The sequence below is a fragment of the Streptomyces hesseae genome, from assembly GCF_031845785.1.
GTDB lineage: Bacteria > Actinomycetota > Actinomycetes > Streptomycetales > Streptomycetaceae > Streptomyces > Streptomyces hesseae.
This window is the reverse complement of record NZ_JAVRFI010000004.1, coordinates 284171-301420: the sequence shown is the minus strand read 5'-3', so window position 1 is coordinate 301420 and position 17250 is coordinate 284171. Positions and strand designations below refer to the sequence as shown.

The following is a 17250-nucleotide window of genomic DNA, read 5'->3' as shown; positions in this document are numbered from 1 at the left end:
TGGTGATGGACTCCCAGTTCCCTCCCCCGGCCCCGGCCGACCCCCACGGCCCCCCGCCACCCCTGACCGAACGGCACTTCTCCCTCGGGGACCGGCGCGTCCGGGTGCTGCTCGGGCACGACTGCCTCGACGACGTGGCCCAGGTGCTCACCGCACTGGACGCGGACCGCTTCGTGTTCGTCACCGACGACACCGTCCAGGGCGTGGTCGCCAGCAAGCTCGCGGGGGTCGTCGAGCAGACCGCGCCCGCCCTGCTGCTCTCCCACCCGCCCGGCGAGGCCCACAAGAACCTGGCCACGCTCTCCCGGTTCATCGATCTGGCCCTGGACTTCAAGGTCACCCGCCGCTCCGTCGTCGTGGCCGTCGGGGGCGGCATCCCCGGCAATGTCGCCGGGCTGCTGGCCGGGCTGCTCTTCCGCGGCATCCGGCTCGTCCACGTCCCCACCACCGTCATCGCCGCCTGCGACTCGGTGATCTCCGCGAAGCAGGCCGTCAACACCGCGCACGCCAAGAACACCGTCGGGCTGTACCACCCGCCGGAGCTGATCGTCGTCGACTTCGGCGTGGTGGCCATGGGTTCCCCGCGCGACCTGCGGTCGGGCACCTGCGAGACCGTCAAGAACGCGCTCGCCATCGAGCCCGGCCAGATCCCCACCCTGCGCCGGCTGCTGCGCCCCCGGGCCGACTACACGCCGGCGGACCTGGAGGAGATCTTCGAGCTGAGCCTGGCGGTCAAGGGCCGGCTGCTGCTGGAGGACCCCCACGAGAAATACTCGGGCGTGCTGCTGGAGTACGGCCACACCGTCGGGCACGCCCTGGAGCTCGCCAGCGCCGCCCCCGGCTCGCGGGCCGTGCCCGTCAAACACGGCGAGGCGGTGGCCCTGGGCATGGCCGTCGCGGCCGACGTCGCCCACCGGCTCGGCGCGCTGGGCGCGGACGCCGTGGCCACGCACGAGGAGCTCATCGAGCGCGTCGGGGTGTGCCGCTGTCTGACCGCCGGGCTGGACACGGAGACGGTGATGCACCACATCGGCTTCGACAACAAGCGCGGCTACGAGGCGCACACCTCCTCGGACGTCCCGATGGTGCTGCTGGGCGCGCTGGGCGTCCCGCTCGGCCTCGGGCAGCACTACCTCACCCCGGTCCCCCGCCGGGAGGTCCGGGCCGCCGTCCACGAACTGCTGCGCCGGGGCCGCGAGTGCGGCGGGGACCACGACCCGGGACACGATGCGCATGACTGAGACCGTCACGGCCCGCGCTCCCCTGCGGATCTCCCTGGCGGGCGGCGGCACCGACATCCCCAGCTACTCCGCCCGCCACGGCGGACTGGTGATCGCCTGTGCCATCGACCGCTACGTCGGCGTGACCGTCCACCCCCGCGAGTTCCGGGGCCGGCTGCGCACCGCCACGGACTCCTGCGAGACCGTGGCGGAGGCGGCGCGGCACCCGGACCCCATGCTGCGGGCCTGCCTGACGCGCGCGGGGCTGGTCCGCGACCGCCAGGTCACCGTCTTCGGCGACGTGCCCAGCGGCAGCGGACTGGGCGGCTCGGCGGCCCTGGCCGTCTCCGTGCTGCACGCCGCCGCCCACCGCTGCGCCCCCGGAGCGGACGCGCTCGACGCCGACGCGCTCGCGGAGACGGCGAGCCGGATCGAGATCGAGGACCTGGGCCGGGCCGTCGGCAAACAGGACCACTACATGGCGGCCCACGGCGGCGTCCGGATCCTCCGCTTCGCCCCCTCCGGCCGGGTGGAGACCGAAAGCCTCGACCTCGACCCGGGCGTACGCGCCGAGCTGGAGGAGCGGCTGCTGCTCTTCTACACCGGCATCAGCCGCGACGCCGGGGACGTCCTCTCCGAACAGAACCGCCGCACCCTCCAGGGCCACGGCGACGCGCTGGAGCGCCTCCACGCGATCCGGCGCATCGCCGACGACATGGCCGACTGCCTGCGCAAGGGCGACCTCGACGGCGTCGGCCCCCTTGTCGAGGAGCACTGGCGGCTCAAGTCACGGCTCGGCTCCCGCGTCAGCAGCCCCTGGCTTCAGGAGCTCCACGACCGGGCGCTGGCGGCCGGCGCCGCCGGAGGGAAGCTGCTGGGGTCCGGCGGCGGCGGTTTCCTGCTGCTGGTCTGCGCCCGCGACCGACGGCAGTCGGTACGCCGGGCCATGACCGGCGCGGGCCTGACGGAACTGCGCTTCCGCTTCACCGAACACGGCTCCCGGGCCGTCGCCCTGCCCCTGTGAACCACCGGCCACACGAACGCACACCGAGCGAAGGGCGATCCAGCCGTGCTGGTCACCGTCGTCACCCTCACCAGAAACCGGCCCCGTCTGCTGGCGCGCGCCCTGCGCAGCGTCCAGCGACAGGACCTCGACACCCCCTTCCGGCACCTCGTCGTCATCGACGACTGCCATGAGACCTACGCGTACCTGCGCTCCCACGAGCCGCTGCCCGGCAACGTCCGCTGGCTGCTGGCCGGGCGCGGCCCCGACGACGTCTCGGGGCCGGGACGCTCGGCACGGCTGCGCAACATGGCCGTCCGCGCGAGCCGCGCCCAGTGGATCGGCTTCCTCGACGACGACAACGAATGGGAACCGGACCACCTCGGCAGCCTCCTGGAGTGCGCCGGGCGCACCGGTCACCGCGCCGTCCACTCCCACCTGCGGATGCTCGACGCGGACGGCACCCCCTACCTGGAGCCCCGCGAGCCCTGGGCCCGCGACCCGGCGGAGGGGCGCGCCCAGTGGGCGCGGATGCGCGCCAAGGGCGTCGTCTCCCCCGGCTCCTGTGTACGGCGGGACCGGCTCGACCCGCCGGGCACGGACGACCCGGTCGTCTCCGTCGACACCGGTGAATGGCTGCTGGCCCGCGACCTGCTCCTCGACGTGCCCTTCCGGGACGTCTACGACGCCCACGACGAGGCCGAGTCCATCGGCGAGGACGACAAGCTCGCCATGGACCTGCGCGACCGCGCCGAGCCGGTCTCCTGCACGGGAAAGGCCACCTTGCGCTACTACCTCGGCGGCTACTCCAACAACTTCTCCCTCCCCTTCGACCCGACCTTCTCCTGGCGGGACGCCGGAGACGCCTCCGATCAGAAACGCGAGGCGGTCCGATGAGCTACAGCGTCGAGAACGGAAAGGTGGTCACCCCGGAGGGGTGCGAACTCAACGTCGCCCACCACTGCAACCTCGGCTGCGCCTCGTGCAGCCACCTCTCCCCCGTCTTCACCCGCTCCTTCGTCGCGCCCGAGACGGCGGCCCGCGATCTGGACCTGCTGGCGAAGTCCTTCCGGGCGCGATTCGTGAAGGTGCTCGGCGGTGAGCCGCTGCTGCACCGCGAGCTCGTCCCCATCCTGGGCTCGGTGCGCGCCAGCGGCATCGCGCCGCGCGTCGTCGTGTGCACCAACGGCGTGCTGCTGCCGCGCATGCGCGAGGACTTCTGGGCGGCGGTGGACGAGGTGGAGATCTCCGTCTACCCCGGCAGGGAGATCCCCGAGGAGAAGATGGCCCGGATCCGTGCCCACGCGGCGGACCACGGGGTCACCCTGACCCTCCTCCACTACTCGCACTTCCGCTACTCCTACTCGGAGTCCGGCACCCGCGACGACCACCTGGTGCGGCGGATCTACTCCACGTGCCAGATCGCGCACGTGTGGCGCTGCCACACCGTCTTCGAGGGCCACTTCTTCAAGTGCCCGCAGTCCGTGTTCCTGCCCCGGGTCCTCGAGGGCGGAGCGGACCCGTGGGAGGACGCGCTGGAGATCACGGACGACCCGGGGTTCGCGGACCGGCTGCTGGCCTATCTCCGCTCCCCCGAGCCCCTGGCGGCCTGCCGCAACTGCCTGGGCAGCGCCGGGCGGCTCATGCCGCACGAGCAGCGCACCCGGCGCGACTTCCGGCTGCCGCAGCAACACCCCACCGAGGACCTCACCGACCGGGTGTTCCTGGACCTGCTGGACCGCACCCCCGACGCGGACGACGGCTGCGCCGTGGACAGCGCGGAGGAATGGCGCTCCCGGCTGGGCGAGACCGCCGGCGCGGCGGCCGCGGGCCCGGCGTCCGGCACCACCACCCACCACACCCCCGAGGGGACCTGATGCGAGCTCTGGTGACCGGCGGATCGGGCTTCATCGGCCGCCATGTGGCCCGCCGCTTCCACGAGGAGGGCCATGAGGTCCTCGTCGTCGACACGCGGTGGACGCCCGACGACCCTTTCCCGGGTGCGGCGCTGAGCGTGACCGCGCGGCGGGAGCTGACCGACCTGTTCGCCTCCTGGCGGCCGGACGTGGTCCTCCACCTGGCGGGCGTCGCCGACGCCCGCGCCGTCCTGGCCGACCCGGTGACCGCGATGGACGTCAACGTCACCGGCACCACCGCGGTGCTCGACGCGTCGGCCGCCAGTGGTGTCTCCCGCGTCGTCCTCGCGGGCAGCTGCTGGGTGTACAACGCGATGCGCGTCGAGGCCATCGACGAGGACGAGCCGTTCCTGCCCACGGGCGCGGGCCACTTCTACACCACCTCGATGATCGCCAAGGAGCTGCTGGCCCGCGACTACGCCCGGCTGCACGGCCTCGCGTCCACCGTCCTGCGCTACAGCCCCATCTACGGCCCCGGCATGTGGCCCGGCCTCGTCGTCTCCGCGTTCCTGCGCGCGGCGGCCGAGGGCCGGGAGCTGACCGTCTTCGGCGACGGCTCCGAGCGCCGGGCGTTCCTCCACGTCCACGACCTCGCCGACGCCTTCCACCGGGCCACGGCCCCCGTCGCCGCCAACCAGGTCTACAACCTGGAGGGCCCCGAGATCCTCACCACCGGGGAGCTCGCCGAGCGGGTCTCCGCGCTGTTCGGCGGGGTGCCCATCGTCTACCGCGAGGAGCCCACCCGGCGCGGTGAGCTCGTCTACTCCCAGCGCTTCGTCTCCACCGCCAAGGCCCGCGCCCAGCTCGGCTGGGCGCCCGGGATCACCATCGACGAGGGGCTGCGCATGGAGCTGGAGCACCGCGCGGACCGGAGCGGGCAGGCGGAGGTGAGCGGCCGATGACGCCTGCGCATGTGGTCCCCGTACGGCCGGACTTCTCCGAAGCGGACATCCAGGAGGTGCTCGCCGCCGTGCGCACCTGCCTTACGACCGGGCAGCTCACCCAGGGCGCGCAGGTCGAGGCCTTCGAGGCGGAGATGGCGCGCTACACCGGTGCCCGGCACGCCGTCGCCGTCGCCTCCGGCACGGCCGCCCTGGTCTGCGGGCTGCGGGCGCTGGCCGGCGAGGCCGGCGGCGAGGTGCTGGTACCGGCCAACTCCTTCTACTCGACGGCCGCCGCGCCCCTGCTGGCCGGGCTGCGGGTGCGGCTGACGGACGTGGACGCCGGCACGCTCGCGCCCGGCGTCCGGGAGCTGGAGCAGGCCGTCACCGACGCCACCACGGGCGTCCTGATCGTCCACATGGGCGGCATCGTCACCCCGGACATCGAGGACATCGCCGCCTGGTGCGCCCGGCGCGGACTGTGGCTGTTCGAGGACTGCGCCCACGCCCACGGCAGCCGCCTGGACGAGCGCCACGCCGGGACGTTCGGGGCGGCCGGGGCGTTCTCCTTCTTCGCCACGAAGGTCATCACCTCCGCCGAGGGCGGCATGGTCACCACCGACGACGATGAACTCGCCCGGCTCGTCCGTCTGTACCGCAATCTGGGCAAGCCCGAACCCTGGCGCAGCATCCACACCGTGCTCGGCGAGAACGCGCGGATGAGCGAGTTGCACGCCGCCGTCGGCCGGACCCAGCTGCGCCGCCTCGACGAATTCCTGGCCGTCCGCGACCGGCTCGCCCGGCGCTACACCGCCGGGCTGGCCGGGATGCGCGGCGTCCGCCCGCTGCTGCCCGGGCACTCGCCCGCGAGCTGGTACAAGTACGTCGTCGTGCTGGACCCGGGCGTGGACCGGCGGCGGCTGCGGGAGCGGATGCGGGACGCCGGGGTGCAACTGGGCGGCGAGATCTACGAGATGCCGCTGGACGCCCAGCCGGTGTTCGAGGGCCGGTTCCCGGCCGGGGAATACCCCGTGGCCGCGGACCTGTGCGCCCGCCACATCTGTCTTCCGCTGCACACCCGGATGAGCGAGCACGACACCGACATCGTCCTGCGCGCCCTCGACAAGGCCCTCGCCGACCCGGACGTGACCCTGCCCCCGCGGCACTGACGGAAAGGGAACCCCCGTGCCCGCCCTGTCACCGGAAGAGCTCTACCTCTTCGACACCACCGGATTCCTGGTCGTGCCGGGCGCCTTCGACCCCTCCGAGGTCGCCGGCCTCCGCGCGGAACTCGACCGGCTCCACCCCGTCGACCCCGGATTCGACAACACCAGCCGCTACAACGACCTGCCCCGCACCAGCGAGGCGTTCGCGAAGCTCGGCCGGGACGAACGCATCGTCGGCCGGGTGCGCGAGGTGGTCAACCAGCCGCTGCGCGTGCTGGAGGGCTACGCGCTGCGCCGCGGCCGGGACAGCGTCCTCTACCTCCACGGCGGCAACTCCGAACTCCTCGACCTCGACGGCGGAACCGTGGGCCGCGACCTGTCGATCACCCACACCTACCACGACGGCAAACTGTTCTGCCCCTATGTGAAGGCCCTGGTCTACCTCAGCGACATCCGCTCCCCGGAGGACGGCTCGTTCTGCTACATCCAAGGCTCGCACAAGGCCAACTTCCCGCTGCTGCGCCCCCGCGCCGAGCGCGGGGAGCGCGCCTCGCTGATCGACGAGGGCTTCCCGACGCTCAGCGACGTCTTCGTCGGCGCCGGCGACCTGCTGCTCCTCAACGAGGCGCTGATGCACGGCACCCGCCGCAAGCGCACCCCCGGCGACCGCGTCCTGGCCGCCTTCGGCTACGGGCCGACCTATATGGCCGACTGGAGCGAGTGGGACGGCGAGTCCGGCGACCTGCGCGGCACCGGGTACGTCGACCACGACGTCGAAGAGGACTTCGTCCGCTGACCCCGTACGACCGTGGTGTCCACCGCACCCCGGTGCTCCCCGACACGATTGCAGGTACGCAGAGATGACGCAGGACTCCATCGCCACGGGCCGTACGGCCCGTGGCCCGTGGGACGAGTACCTGGGCACCGCGGGCCCCCTGCTCGAAGCCATGGGCGACCAGGTGCACCGACTGATCGGCGAACTCGACGAGGTACGGCGCGACGGGGCCACGGTCTACCTGGCGGGCAACGGCGGCAGCGCCTCGGCCGCCTCCCACCTCGCGCAGGACCTCCTCAAGGGCACCTCCGCGGAGCAGAACCCGCCGCTGCGCGCGATCGCCCTGACCGACAACCTGTCCATGCTCACCGCCTACGCCAACGACTGCGGATACGAGCGGGTGTTCGTCGAGCCCCTGAGGCTGATGGCGCGCCCCGGCGACCGGCTGCTGGTGATCAGCTGCTCGGGCACCAGCCCCAACGTGGTGGCCGCGGCCCGCTGGGCCAAGGAGGCGGGGCTGCGGGTGATCGCGGTGACCGCGGGCACCGGAGGCATCCTGCGCGACCTGGCGGACACGGAGGTGAACGCCCCGACCAAGGACGTCGGCATGGCCGAGGCCATGCACAGCATGATCTTCCACTTCGTCACCCAGTTCCTGCGTGACAACAGCGGCAACTCCTGCCACTCCCACCAGGACTGAGAGGTCCCGTATGCGTGCAGCAGTGCTCAACGGCCCCCGCGACCTGTCCGTCGAGGCCGTCCCCGACCCGGTGCTCCCCGAGGGGTGGGCCCTGGTCCGCGTCGCCTACAACGCGATCTGCGGCAGCGACGTCTCCCTGTACAACGACGTGTGGCACGGCGCCGCCCTGCCGGCCGTACCGGGCCACGAGTGGAGCGGTACCGTCGCCGAGACCCGTAGCCCCCTGGTGTCCCCGGGGGACGTGGTGGCCGGGGACATCGCGCTGACCTGCGGCCACTGCTCGTGGTGCGGCAGAGGGCAGCCGGTGATGTGCCCGGAACTGCGCGAGTTCGGCTTCACCGACCCGGGCGGCTGCGCCGAGTTCATCGCCGTGCCCGCGCGGAACCTGGTGCGGCTCCCGCCGGACACCGACCTGCTGGCGGCCACGCAGACGGAGCCGCTGGCCGTGGCCCTCCACGCGCTGGACCGGGTGCGGCTGGAGGCCGGGGAGACCGTCGCGGTGCTGGGGTGCGGCGGCATCGGCCTGAACGTGCTCCAGGCGGCACGGGCGTCCGGCGGCCGGGTCGTCCTGGCCGTCGACCCGGTGGAACGGCGTGCCGCCGTGGCCGCGTCCCTCGGCGCGCGGACGGCGCTGTCGAGCGCCGGGGAGGTCGCGCGGTGGATCGAGGACGCGGGGCCCGCCGGGCTGCCGGACGTCGTCCTGGACGCCTGCGGGGAACCGGACGCGATCCGGCTCGCCGCGGAGCTGGTACGGCCCGGCGGCCGGGTCGGCCTGATCGGCTACCGGGTGGGCAAGCGGGTCGAGATGCCGGCCGCGCAGTGGCCGCTGAAGCTGATGTCGACGATCGGGGTGATGGGCCCGGGCCGGTTCATGCGCCGGGCGGCGGACCTGCTCGTGGACGGTGCCGTGCGCACCGACCAGGTCATCACCCACGTCCTGGGGTTGTCGGAGGCCGACAAGGCGTTCCGGCTCGCCGACCAGCCCGGCCCCGATGTGATCCGGGTGGTGGTCCGTGCCGACGGCTGAGCGCGGGGAGGGCGGTACGGGTGGCTGAGCTGCGTACGGACCCGCTGACCGGCATCACGGTGGCGGTCGACGGCCGCCGCCGGTCCCGGCCCCGCGTCCGGGGCGAGGACTGCCCGTTCTGCCCGGGCGGGCTGGAGGCGCCGGAGGACTACCGGGTGCGGCGGTTCCCCAACCGCTGGCCCGCCCTGGACGGGGGCCGGTGCGAGGTGCTGCTCCACTCGCCCGAGCACGGCGCGTCCTGGGCCACGATGGGCCTCCACCAGGCGGCGCTCGCGGTGGAGTTGTGGAGCGAATGCACCGCGGAGCTCGGCGCCCGGCCCGATGTGGCCTACGTGCTGCTCTTCGAGAACCGCGGCGCCGACGCGGGCGCGACCGTGGACCATCCGCACGGGCAGGCGTTCGGCCTGCCCGGTGTGCCGCCCGCCCCCGCGACACAGCTGGAGCGCAGCCGCGCGCTGGACCGCTGCCCGCTGTGCGAGGAGCCCGCGAAGGAGCTGGTGGTGGCGGAGGAGGGCGGCTGGCGGGCATGGGTGCCCGAGGCGCCGCTGTTCCCTTACGCGCTGCGGCTGGCGCCGCGCGCCCATCTGCCGGACCTCCCGGGCGCGGGGGCGGACGGGCGGCGGGAGCTGGCCGCGCTGCTGACGACCGTCCTCGGCAGCGTCGACGCGCTGTTCGGGCGGCCGGCGCCCTATGTGCTGTGGGTGCGTCAGCGGCCCACCGACGGCGGGGACTGGCCGTGGGCGCATCTGTATCTGGAGATCAATGTGGTCTGGCGGGCTCCCGGGACGCCCCGGTACATCGCGGCGGGGGAACTGGGCAGCGGGATGTACTTCACCCCGCTGGAGCCGGAGCGGGCCGCCGAGACGCTGAGGGAGGTGTGATGGCCCGGCGGCGGTGCGCGCCCCGGCCCGGCGGGCGTCCGTCCCCGGGCGCGGGGCGCCCGGGGACGGCGGGGTCAGGCGGCCAGTTCCGCCAGCTGGTCCACGAGGACCGCGATCGGGTCCGGCGGGATCTGCTTGCGGACGGCCACGGCGGCGCGCCGGCCCATCTCCTGCCACTCGCCGCGGGCCTGCCAGGCCCGTTCCAGGGCCTCGTCGAGGCAGGCGGCGGCCGGGGCGGCCGCGACGAAGCCGGTGACCCCGTCCTCCAGGAGCTCGGCGTTGCCCGCCACATCGCTGACGATCGCGGGCCGGCCGCAGAGCATCGCCTCGATGATCACGGTGGGCAGGCCCTCGGCCCGCGAGCACAGGACCAGGCCGTGGTGCTCGCGCCAGATCGCCTCGACGTCCGAGGTGTACCCGGCGAACTGGACGTTGTCCAGGCCGAACCGGTCGCGCAGGGAGCGCAGCACCCAGGCGTGGCTCCCGGCCCCGAACAGGGAGACGGTCAGCGGGCGTTCGCGCCACTTGGGCCGGGCGAGGACGTCGAAGAGCACGTCCTGCCCCTTGCTGACGGGGTCGAGCCGGGCCGGGCAGGCCAGCCGCAGCGGCTCGGCGTCGCCGGGCCAGGGCGGGGCCGCGTCGTAGTCGACCTTGAAGTGGCAGCGGACCACCCGGGCGTTGGGCAGGCGCGTGCCGACCTGGCGTTCGGTGATGTCCCGGTTGGCCTCGGACACGAAGAAGGACGCGCGGGCCGCGCGGTAGGCCACGGCCAGCCGCTGGGCGACGTCGTCCGCCGGCCACTCGAAGTCGGCGGCGGAGTTGGAGTAGGCGACGTACGGGTAGCCGCGCGTCCGGCACTCCTCCATCCAGCCCAGGCCCTCGTAGTTGTCGCCCTGGGAGACGACGACCAGGTCGGGGCGGACCTTGTCCAGGGTGCTCGACCGATATTCGGACCAGGGGAGTTGGTGGACGGGGCGAAGGTCGTAGGGGGGCTGCTCCCAGCGGCGGTGCACGACGCACCCGGCCCGCTCGGCGGCGGCCAGCTCCGCGGGGACCTCGTCCCAGCCCTTGACGCTGGCGTGGACCTCGGCGCCCCGCTCCAGCCAATGGCGCGCGGCCAGTGCCCAGTTCGTCTCACTGGGACCCCATGGCGCGGTTTCGTTCGCCGAGACGAAAAGAATACGGAGTCGTGCTCGATCGGCGGTGCCCATTCTCGCATTGCCTCCATTCCGGCTCCCTGGGGAGCCGAAAAGACCATAACAGCGAAAGCGGGTACGCAGAAGTGCGCACTTTCTTTCTGGACCGGGACGGCACCTTGAATGCGAAGCCGCCCGACGGCCGGTACGTCATGGATCCCGCGGAGCTGGTCCTGCTGCCGGGCGCCGCCGAGGCCGTGCGCGAACTGAACGCCCACGGCCGGCGCGTGGTGCTCGTGACCAACCAGCGGGGCGTGGCCAGACGCCTCATGACCAGCGCGGACCTGGCGGCGGTGCATGCGCGGCTCGCCGCGCTGCTGCGCGGGCACGGGGCGTTCCTGGACGCCGTTTACGTGTGCCCGCACGAGGTGGGTGAATGCGGCTGCCGTAAACCGCTGCCCGGGCTGCTCAGGGCCGCCATGCGGGATTTCCCGGACATCGACCCGGCGGATTCCGTGATGATCGGAGACTCCGAGTCGGACGTGCTGGCGGGCAAGGCGGCCGGCACCGGAACAGTTCTTCTCCAAGGCCCGGGAAAACCGCCGGACAATACCGCGGCGGACCTTGTCACAACGGATTTACGAATGGCCGTAGGTCTGCTGCTCACGTCCTCGAAAGGCGGTTGCGTGTGAAGATCCTGGTGACCGGCGGCGCCGGTTTCATCGGCAGCGTGGTGACGCGCCGGCTCCTCGACGAGGGGCACCGGGTCGTCGTCCTGGACGACCTGTCCACCGGCTTCGCCGACGCCGTCCCGCGCGGCGCCGCACTCGTACGGGGCACGATGGCCGAGGCGGCTCAAGTCCTCACCGGTGAGCGGGGCCCGTTCGACGCGGTGCTGCACCTCGCCGCGCGGGCCCTCATCGACGACTCGGTGCGCCACCCCGAGCGCTTCTGGCGCAACAACACGGTGGAGAGCCTCACCCTGCTGGACGCGGTGCTGCGCGCGGGCGTCGGCCGGCTCGTCTTCTCGTCCACGGCCGCGGTCTACGGCCAGCCGGAGCGGGTGCCGATCGAGGAGAGCGCGCCCACCGTGCCCACCAACCCGTACGGCGCGTCGAAGCTCGCCGTCGACCTGGCGCTGGATGCCTACGCCCGTGCCCACGGTCTCGCCTCCGTGAGCCTTCGCTACTTCAATGTGGCGGGCGCGCTGGGCGAGTCGGGCGAGCGCCACGAGCCGGAGACCCACATCATCCCGCTGGCGCTGGACGCGGCGCTGGACGGACGCGGGGAGTTCGCGGTGTTCGGCGACGACTACCCGACCCACGACGGCACCTGTGTGAGGGACTTCATCCATGTCGCGGACATCGCCGACGCCCACCTGGCCGCACTGCGCGGCGCGGTGCCCGGTGACCACCGCAACTACAACCTCGGCAACGGCAGGGGGTTCTCGGTGCGGGAGGTCCTCGACGCGGTGGGCCGGGTCACCGGTCGTCCCGTCCCCGCCCGGGTGGCGGGCCGGCGCCCGGGGGACCCGGCCGTCCTGGTCGCCTCCGGCGAACGCGTCCGTCGTGAACTGGGCTGGAAGCCGGCGCACCCGGGCCTCGACGGGATGATCGAGGACGCGTGGCGGTTCCGCCGGGCGCGCTCATGACGGCCACGCGCCCGGCGGACAGGTTCCGTTCCCGCTACCGCACGTCCCACAGGAGCCGGGCCAGTTCCCCGATGTCGTCGGTGCCGGAGAGGTCCAAGGGCACTTCCTCCAGGACGTCGAAGTCATGCAGGAAGGTGAACCGGAGCATGTCCTCGGCGAACGTGTCGGTCACCTGCCATTCCGCCCCTTCGAGCAGCGCGGCGAGCAGTCCGCGGTCGGCGCGGAAAGCGTTGAGGTGCAATTGGACGAGGCTGTACCGGGGGTCTCCCGCGTATACGTCCGTGAAATCGATCAGACCGGTCACCGACGCGTTCCCCGCATCGACGAAAAGGTTGGTGCCATGCAGGTCGCCATGTACGAATACGGGTTTCCCGCCGTCGAGCAGGGCGTCGACGGAGGGCAGGAAGTCATCGACCCGGTCCAGCAGTCGCGGGGAGAGATAACCCCATTCCCGGTGGTCCTCGACGGTGGCCGCGCGGCGTTCGGCGAGCAGTTCGGCGAAGACCGGGGAATCCGGTCGCAGGGCACCCGTGCCGCTCAGCGGTACGGAATGCAGCCGGCGCAGCACCTCGCCGAACCGCCGGGCCAGCGCCAGCTGGGTCGGCCGGTCCGCGCGGGCCGTCGCCTCCCGCCACGTAGCGCCGGGGGCCGCGGCCATCACCAGGTACGGCCATGGCCAGGCGTCGCCGCCGGGAAACAGCTCGCCGCGGCCCAACAGCGGGGGTACCGGCAGGCCCTGACCCGCCAGCACCTCATAGGCCTCGGCCTCCGAGGCGTAGTTCTCCGGGCCGCACCAGTGCTCGCCGTAGAGCTTGACGACCACGCCGGTGTCGGCGATCAGTACGGGGTTGGTGCTCTCCCCCGGGACCCGTAAGGCCCCCGGGGCGGGGAGGCCGGCCGCGGCCAGCGCCCGCCGGCCCCAGGGCTCCCAGAATTCCAGGTCGTTCCGGAGTTTCGCGTAGGTTTCGTCCGATGTAATTTCCATCGGCTGGGCGGGGTATTTATTGGGCACAGCATTCTCAGGCACGGCAGGTCCCCGGTTTCTCTGCGTGTGGTGATGCCTATCGAATTCGGTTCAGGATAACATGGCCGGCCTGCCGGGCAACGGTGAAGCCCGGCCATTCGACCCGTCATTGCGAGGTGTGCGCATTGAACGTCGAGGACGCCCCGATCCCGACGAACGCTTCCTCTCTCGCCGTACTCCGCCGGCTCGGCCCGTATTTACGGCCGGTATGGCTCCCCGTCACCGGGGCGGCCGGCGCCACATTCGGAGCCCTGCTGTGCGGGCTCGGCATTCCCCTGGTGGTGCAGCGCGTCATCGACGGCCCGCTCGGCTCCGGCGACTTCGGCCGGCTGCCCTGGCTGATCGCCCTGGTCTCCGTGCTCGGCACGGCGGAGGCCGGCCTGTTGTGGGCCCGCCGCAAGCTCATCGCCCGCCCCACCGCGCTGGTGGAGTCACGGATGCGGGCCGACCTCTTCGCCCATCTGCTGCGGCTGCCCGTCGCCTTCCACGACCGCTGGCAGACCGGCCAGTTGATGTCCCGCGCGGTCAACGACCTGGTGACGCTGCGCAAGTACCTGGCCTTCGCGGCGGTCTTCCTCGTCGTCAACTCCCTGACCCTGGTGGTGGGTCTGGGCATCCTGTTCACCATCGCGCCCGAGCTCGCCCTGGTCGGCCTGATCAGCGCCGCGCCGCTGCTGCTGATCACATACTTCTACGAGACCCACTACAAGAAGGTCGCCCGCCGGGCGCAGGACCAGTCCGGGGACCTCACCACCCTCGTCGAGGAAACGATGCTCGGCACGCGCGTCATCAGGGCGTTCGGGCGGTCCGGCGAGCGCACCCGGCTGTTCGTGGCCCAGGCCCGCCGGCTGCGGTCGACCGAACTGCGCATCGTCCGCATCCTCGGGGGGCTGTCCACCGGCCTCCTCATCCTGCCCGAACTCGGTATCGCCGGTCAGCTCGCGGTGGGCGGCTGGGGCATCGCCGACGGCCGGCTGACCCTGGGTCAGCTCGTCGCCGCGATCACGATCAGCACCTATCTCCGCTGGCCCACCGAGTGCATCGGCTGGGCGCTGTCGGAGACGAGCACGGCCGCCGCGGCCTGCGACCGCTACTGGGAGATCAGGGACTGCCCGCCGACGGTCACCGACCCCGCCCGGCCGGTCTCCCCGGCCGGACCCGCGCGGGGCCGGCTGCGCTTCGAGGACGTCCACTTCCAGTACCCGGGGCAGCCCCACCCGCTGCTGCGCGGCGTCGACCTGGAGGTACGTCCCGGCGAGACGATGGCGCTCGTCGGCGCCACCGGATCCGGCAAGACCACCCTGGCCTCCCTGGTCCCCCGGCTCGCGGACGTCACCGCGGGCCGCGTCACCGTCGACGGCGTGGACGTACGGGACATGCCCCTGGCCGAGCTGCGGGCGATGATGGGCTGCGCCTTCGAGGACGCGCTGCTCTCCTCCGCCTCCGTACGCGAGAACGTCGCCCTCGGCGCCCCCTCCGCCTCCGACGCCGACATCCGCGCGGCGCTGCGGGTGGCCGGCGCCGAGGGCTTCGTCGACGCGCTCCGCCCCCACGGGCCGGGCACCCGCATCGGCGAACGCGGAATGTCGCTGTCCGGCGGGCAGCGCCAACGGCTCGCCCTCGCCCGAGCGGTGCTGCCACGGCCCGCCCTGCTGGTGCTCGACGACCCGCTCTCCGCGCTCGACCTCCACACCGAGGCGGAGGTGGAACGGGCGCTGCGCGAGGTGCTGCGCGACGCCACCGCGCTCGTGGTGGCGCACCGGCCGAACACCGCGCGCATGGCCGACCGGGTGGCCGTGCTGGCCGACGGCCGCGTCCTCGCCGTCGGCACCCATCACGAACTCCTGGACTCCTGCCCCCACTACCGCACCCTGATGGCGACCCCCGGCGAACCCGGAGCGGCGGAGGCGGTACGGGCCGCCCCGCGGCCGGACAGCAAGGCGGTGACCCCGTGAGCGACACCACGTACGCCAAGCCGGACGAGCACGCCGACGAGCACGCTCCGGACCTGCCCGACGGCCTCTCCGCCGAGGACGCCCCCGTCCTCGACAAGGCCACCCAGGCGCGCGTCCACGCCCGTTCGCGGAAGCTGCTCGCCTCCCTGCTGCGTCCCTGGGTGCGCCGGTCCCTGCTGGCGCTGGCCGCCCTGGTGTTCGAGAACCTCGGGCAGCTCGCCGGGCCCCTGCTGATCGCCCGGGCCATCGACGTCGGGGTGCCGGGGGCCGTCGCGGGGCGGCCCGGCGCCCTGGTGTGGTGCGTGGCCGGCTTCACCGGGTGCGCCCTGGTCGCGGCCGGCGCGCGCTACGGCTTCTTCCGGCTGTGCGGCAGCGTCGGCCAGGCCGTCCTGCTGGACCTGCGCACCCGCATCTTCGAGCACGCGCAGCGGCTGCCGGTCGCCTTCCACGACGCCTACACCTCCGGCCGCGTCGTCTCCCGGCTCACCTCGGACGTCGACGCGGTGCGCGACCTGGTGGAGACGAGCCTGGACGGTCTGCTGACCTCGCTGCTGTCGGTGGGCGGCATCGCCGTCCTGCTGCTGTGGCTGGACCTGCCGCTGGCCCTGGTGGTCCTCGGGACGTCCGTCCCCCTCGTCCTGATGACCCGCTGGTTCCGCGAGCGGTCGCGGCAGGCGTACCGCAGGGCCCGCAACACCGTCGCGGAGATCCTCGTGGAGCTGGGCGAGACGCTGGGCGGCGTCAGGGCCGTCCAGGCGTTCCGCGCCGAGTCCCGCGCCGCCGGCCGGATGAACCGGCTCAACGACGACTTCCGCGACGCCCACACCGACGCCCTCCACGTGGTGGCCCGGTACACGGCGGGCGTCCGGCTGGTGGGCAACGTCTGTCTGGCGCTGGTGCTCGCGATCGGAAGCTGGCGGGTGGCCGACGACACCCTCCAGCTCGGCGTCCTGACCGCCTTCGTGCTCTACCTCCGCAAGTTCTACGACCCGCTGGACGAGCTCGCGACGTTCACCAACAAGTACGCCGCGGCCGCCGCGGCCCTGGAGAAGATCTCCGGTTTCCTGGCCGTACGGTCGTCCGTGCCCGAACCGGCCGCCCCGGACCGCCTGGACGCCGACCGCCCGGGCCGCGGCCGGCTCCGGCTCCGGGCCGTGGAGTTCGGCTACTCCCCCACGGGCCGGCTCGTCCTCCCGCGCCTGGACCTGACCGTGCCCGCCGGGCAGACCGTGGCCCTCGTCGGGGAGACGGGCGCCGGGAAGTCCACCCTGGCCAAGCTCCTCGCCCGGTTCTACGACCCGACGGCCGGTGCGGTGCTGCTGGACGGGGTGGACCTGCGGGACCTCGCCGAGGCGGATCTGCGCCGCGAGGTGACCCTCCTGACCCAGGAGAACTTCCTGTTCAGCGGCACGGTCGCGGAGAACGTCGCACTGGCCCGGCCCGGTGCGAGCGACGCCGACATCCGCGCGGCGGCGGCCGCGGTCGGCGCCCACGCCTTCATCGAGGCCCTGCCCGACGGCTACGACACGGACGTCAGCAAGCGCGGCAGCCGTCTGTCGGCGGGCCAGCGCCAGATGGTGGCCCTCACCCGCGCCTTCCTGGCCGACCCCACCGTGCTGCTGCTGGACGAGGCCACGTCCAGCCTGGACATCCCCACCGAACGCGCCGTGCAGGCCGCCATGGCCAAGGTGCTCGCCGACCGCACGGCCCTGATCATCGCCCACCGGCTGTCGACGGTCCTGGCCGCCGACCGCGTCCTCGTCATGGACGCCGGGCGGATCGTGGAGGACGGGCCGCCCGCGCGGCTCATCGAGGCCTCGGGGCCGTTCAGCCGGACGTACCGCACCTGGATCGCGGCGGTCGGCGAGGAGACCACGGACGGACGGTGATTCCGGGTGACGCCGCCCCACGCCAC

The 17250-nt window shown here is 73.1% G+C and carries 16 protein-coding genes; 14 read left to right on the top strand and 2 right to left on the bottom strand.

Annotated elements, in window-relative coordinates; genetic code table 11:
* Positions 1 to 5 precede the first annotated feature (5 nt).
* From RM609_RS09430 to RM609_RS09385, 10 genes are all read left to right on the top strand, one after another.
* Entirely contained in the window at positions 6 to 1241 is a 1236-nt protein-coding gene (locus RM609_RS09430) for a 2-deoxy-scyllo-inosose synthase (RefSeq protein ID WP_311609522.1), read from the top strand.
* The gene (locus RM609_RS09425; protein ID WP_311609521.1) at positions 1234 to 2244 is read left to right on the top strand and encodes a GHMP family kinase ATP-binding protein; all 1011 of its coding nucleotides are present in this window, start codon (positions 1234 to 1236) and stop codon (positions 2242 to 2244) included. Before RM609_RS09430 ends, RM609_RS09425 begins: the two co-directional genes overlap by 8 nt.
* A 45-nt stretch (positions 2245 to 2289) precedes the next feature.
* The gene (locus tag RM609_RS09420; RefSeq protein WP_311609519.1) at positions 2290 to 3120 is read left to right on the top strand and encodes a glycosyltransferase family 2 protein; all 831 of its coding nucleotides are present in this window, start codon (positions 2290 to 2292) and stop codon (positions 3118 to 3120) included.
* Complete coding sequence (locus tag RM609_RS09415; protein WP_311609518.1) at positions 3117 to 4100, top strand: radical SAM protein; 984 nt, start codon at positions 3117 to 3119, stop codon at positions 4098 to 4100. Before RM609_RS09420 ends, RM609_RS09415 begins: the two co-directional genes overlap by 4 nt.
* Positions 4100 to 5041, top strand: coding sequence for an NAD-dependent epimerase/dehydratase family protein (locus tag RM609_RS09410; protein WP_311609516.1), 942 nt, complete (start codon positions 4100 to 4102; stop codon positions 5039 to 5041). The genes RM609_RS09415 and RM609_RS09410 overlap by 1 nt, the downstream gene beginning before the upstream one ends.
* Complete coding sequence (locus tag RM609_RS09405; protein ID WP_311609515.1) at positions 5038 to 6189, top strand: DegT/DnrJ/EryC1/StrS family aminotransferase; 1152 nt, start codon at positions 5038 to 5040, stop codon at positions 6187 to 6189. Before RM609_RS09410 ends, RM609_RS09405 begins: the two co-directional genes overlap by 4 nt.
* Positions 6190 to 6205: 16 nt before the next feature.
* On the top strand, positions 6206 to 6982 hold the full coding sequence (locus RM609_RS09400; RefSeq protein WP_311609513.1) for a phytanoyl-CoA dioxygenase family protein: 777 nt from the start codon (positions 6206 to 6208) through the stop codon (positions 6980 to 6982).
* A 64-nt stretch (positions 6983 to 7046) separates the two neighbouring features.
* The gene (locus RM609_RS09395; RefSeq protein ID WP_311609512.1) at positions 7047 to 7661 is read left to right on the top strand and encodes an SIS domain-containing protein; all 615 of its coding nucleotides are present in this window, start codon (positions 7047 to 7049) and stop codon (positions 7659 to 7661) included.
* 10 nt (positions 7662 to 7671) lie between these two features.
* Entirely contained in the window at positions 7672 to 8688 is a 1017-nt protein-coding gene (locus RM609_RS09390; protein ID WP_311609511.1) for a zinc-dependent alcohol dehydrogenase, read from the top strand.
* Between the two features lie 20 nt (positions 8689 to 8708).
* Positions 8709 to 9569 (top strand): galactose-1-phosphate uridylyltransferase, encoded by an 861-nt coding sequence (locus RM609_RS09385; protein ID WP_311609509.1) that lies wholly within the window; start codon positions 8709 to 8711, stop codon positions 9567 to 9569.
* A 74-nt stretch (positions 9570 to 9643) separates the two neighbouring features.
* Here the strand turns inward: RM609_RS09385 and RM609_RS09380 are convergent, their stop codons facing one another.
* Positions 9644 to 10780 carry a glycosyltransferase family 4 protein gene (locus RM609_RS09380; RefSeq protein WP_311609508.1) on the bottom strand — a complete coding sequence of 379 codons (1137 nt, stop codon included), beginning with the start codon at positions 10778 to 10780 and terminating at the stop codon, positions 9644 to 9646.
* A 71-nt stretch (positions 10781 to 10851) separates the two neighbouring features.
* Here RM609_RS09380 and RM609_RS09375 point away from each other — a divergent pair, with 71 nt between their 5' ends.
* Positions 10852 to 11397, top strand: coding sequence for a D-glycero-alpha-D-manno-heptose-1,7-bisphosphate 7-phosphatase (locus RM609_RS09375; protein ID WP_311609507.1), 546 nt, complete (start codon positions 10852 to 10854; stop codon positions 11395 to 11397).
* Entirely contained in the window at positions 11388 to 12356 is a 969-nt protein-coding gene (gene galE, locus RM609_RS09370; protein ID WP_311609505.1) for a UDP-glucose 4-epimerase GalE, read from the top strand. The genes RM609_RS09375 and galE overlap by 10 nt, the downstream gene beginning before the upstream one ends.
* A 34-nt stretch (positions 12357 to 12390) precedes the next feature.
* Here galE and RM609_RS09365 read toward each other — a convergent pair whose 3' ends face one another.
* Positions 12391 to 13383, bottom strand: a complete 993-nt coding sequence (locus RM609_RS09365; RefSeq protein ID WP_311609504.1) for a phosphotransferase family protein — start codon at positions 13381 to 13383, stop codon at positions 12391 to 12393.
* Positions 13384 to 13496: 113 nt separating this feature from the next.
* On the opposite strand from RM609_RS09365, the gene RM609_RS09360 reads away from it, so the two are divergent.
* Together RM609_RS09360 and RM609_RS09355 are read left to right on the top strand one after the other, a co-directional pair.
* Positions 13497 to 15335, top strand: a complete 1839-nt coding sequence (locus RM609_RS09360; protein ID WP_438828407.1) for an ABC transporter ATP-binding protein — start codon at positions 13497 to 13499, stop codon at positions 15333 to 15335.
* Positions 15332 to 17224: an ABC transporter ATP-binding protein gene (locus RM609_RS09355; RefSeq protein WP_311609499.1), complete on the top strand. Its 1893-nt coding sequence runs from the start codon at positions 15332 to 15334 to the stop codon at positions 17222 to 17224. The genes RM609_RS09360 and RM609_RS09355 overlap by 4 nt, the downstream gene beginning before the upstream one ends.
* Positions 17225 to 17250: the final 26 nt, after the last annotated feature.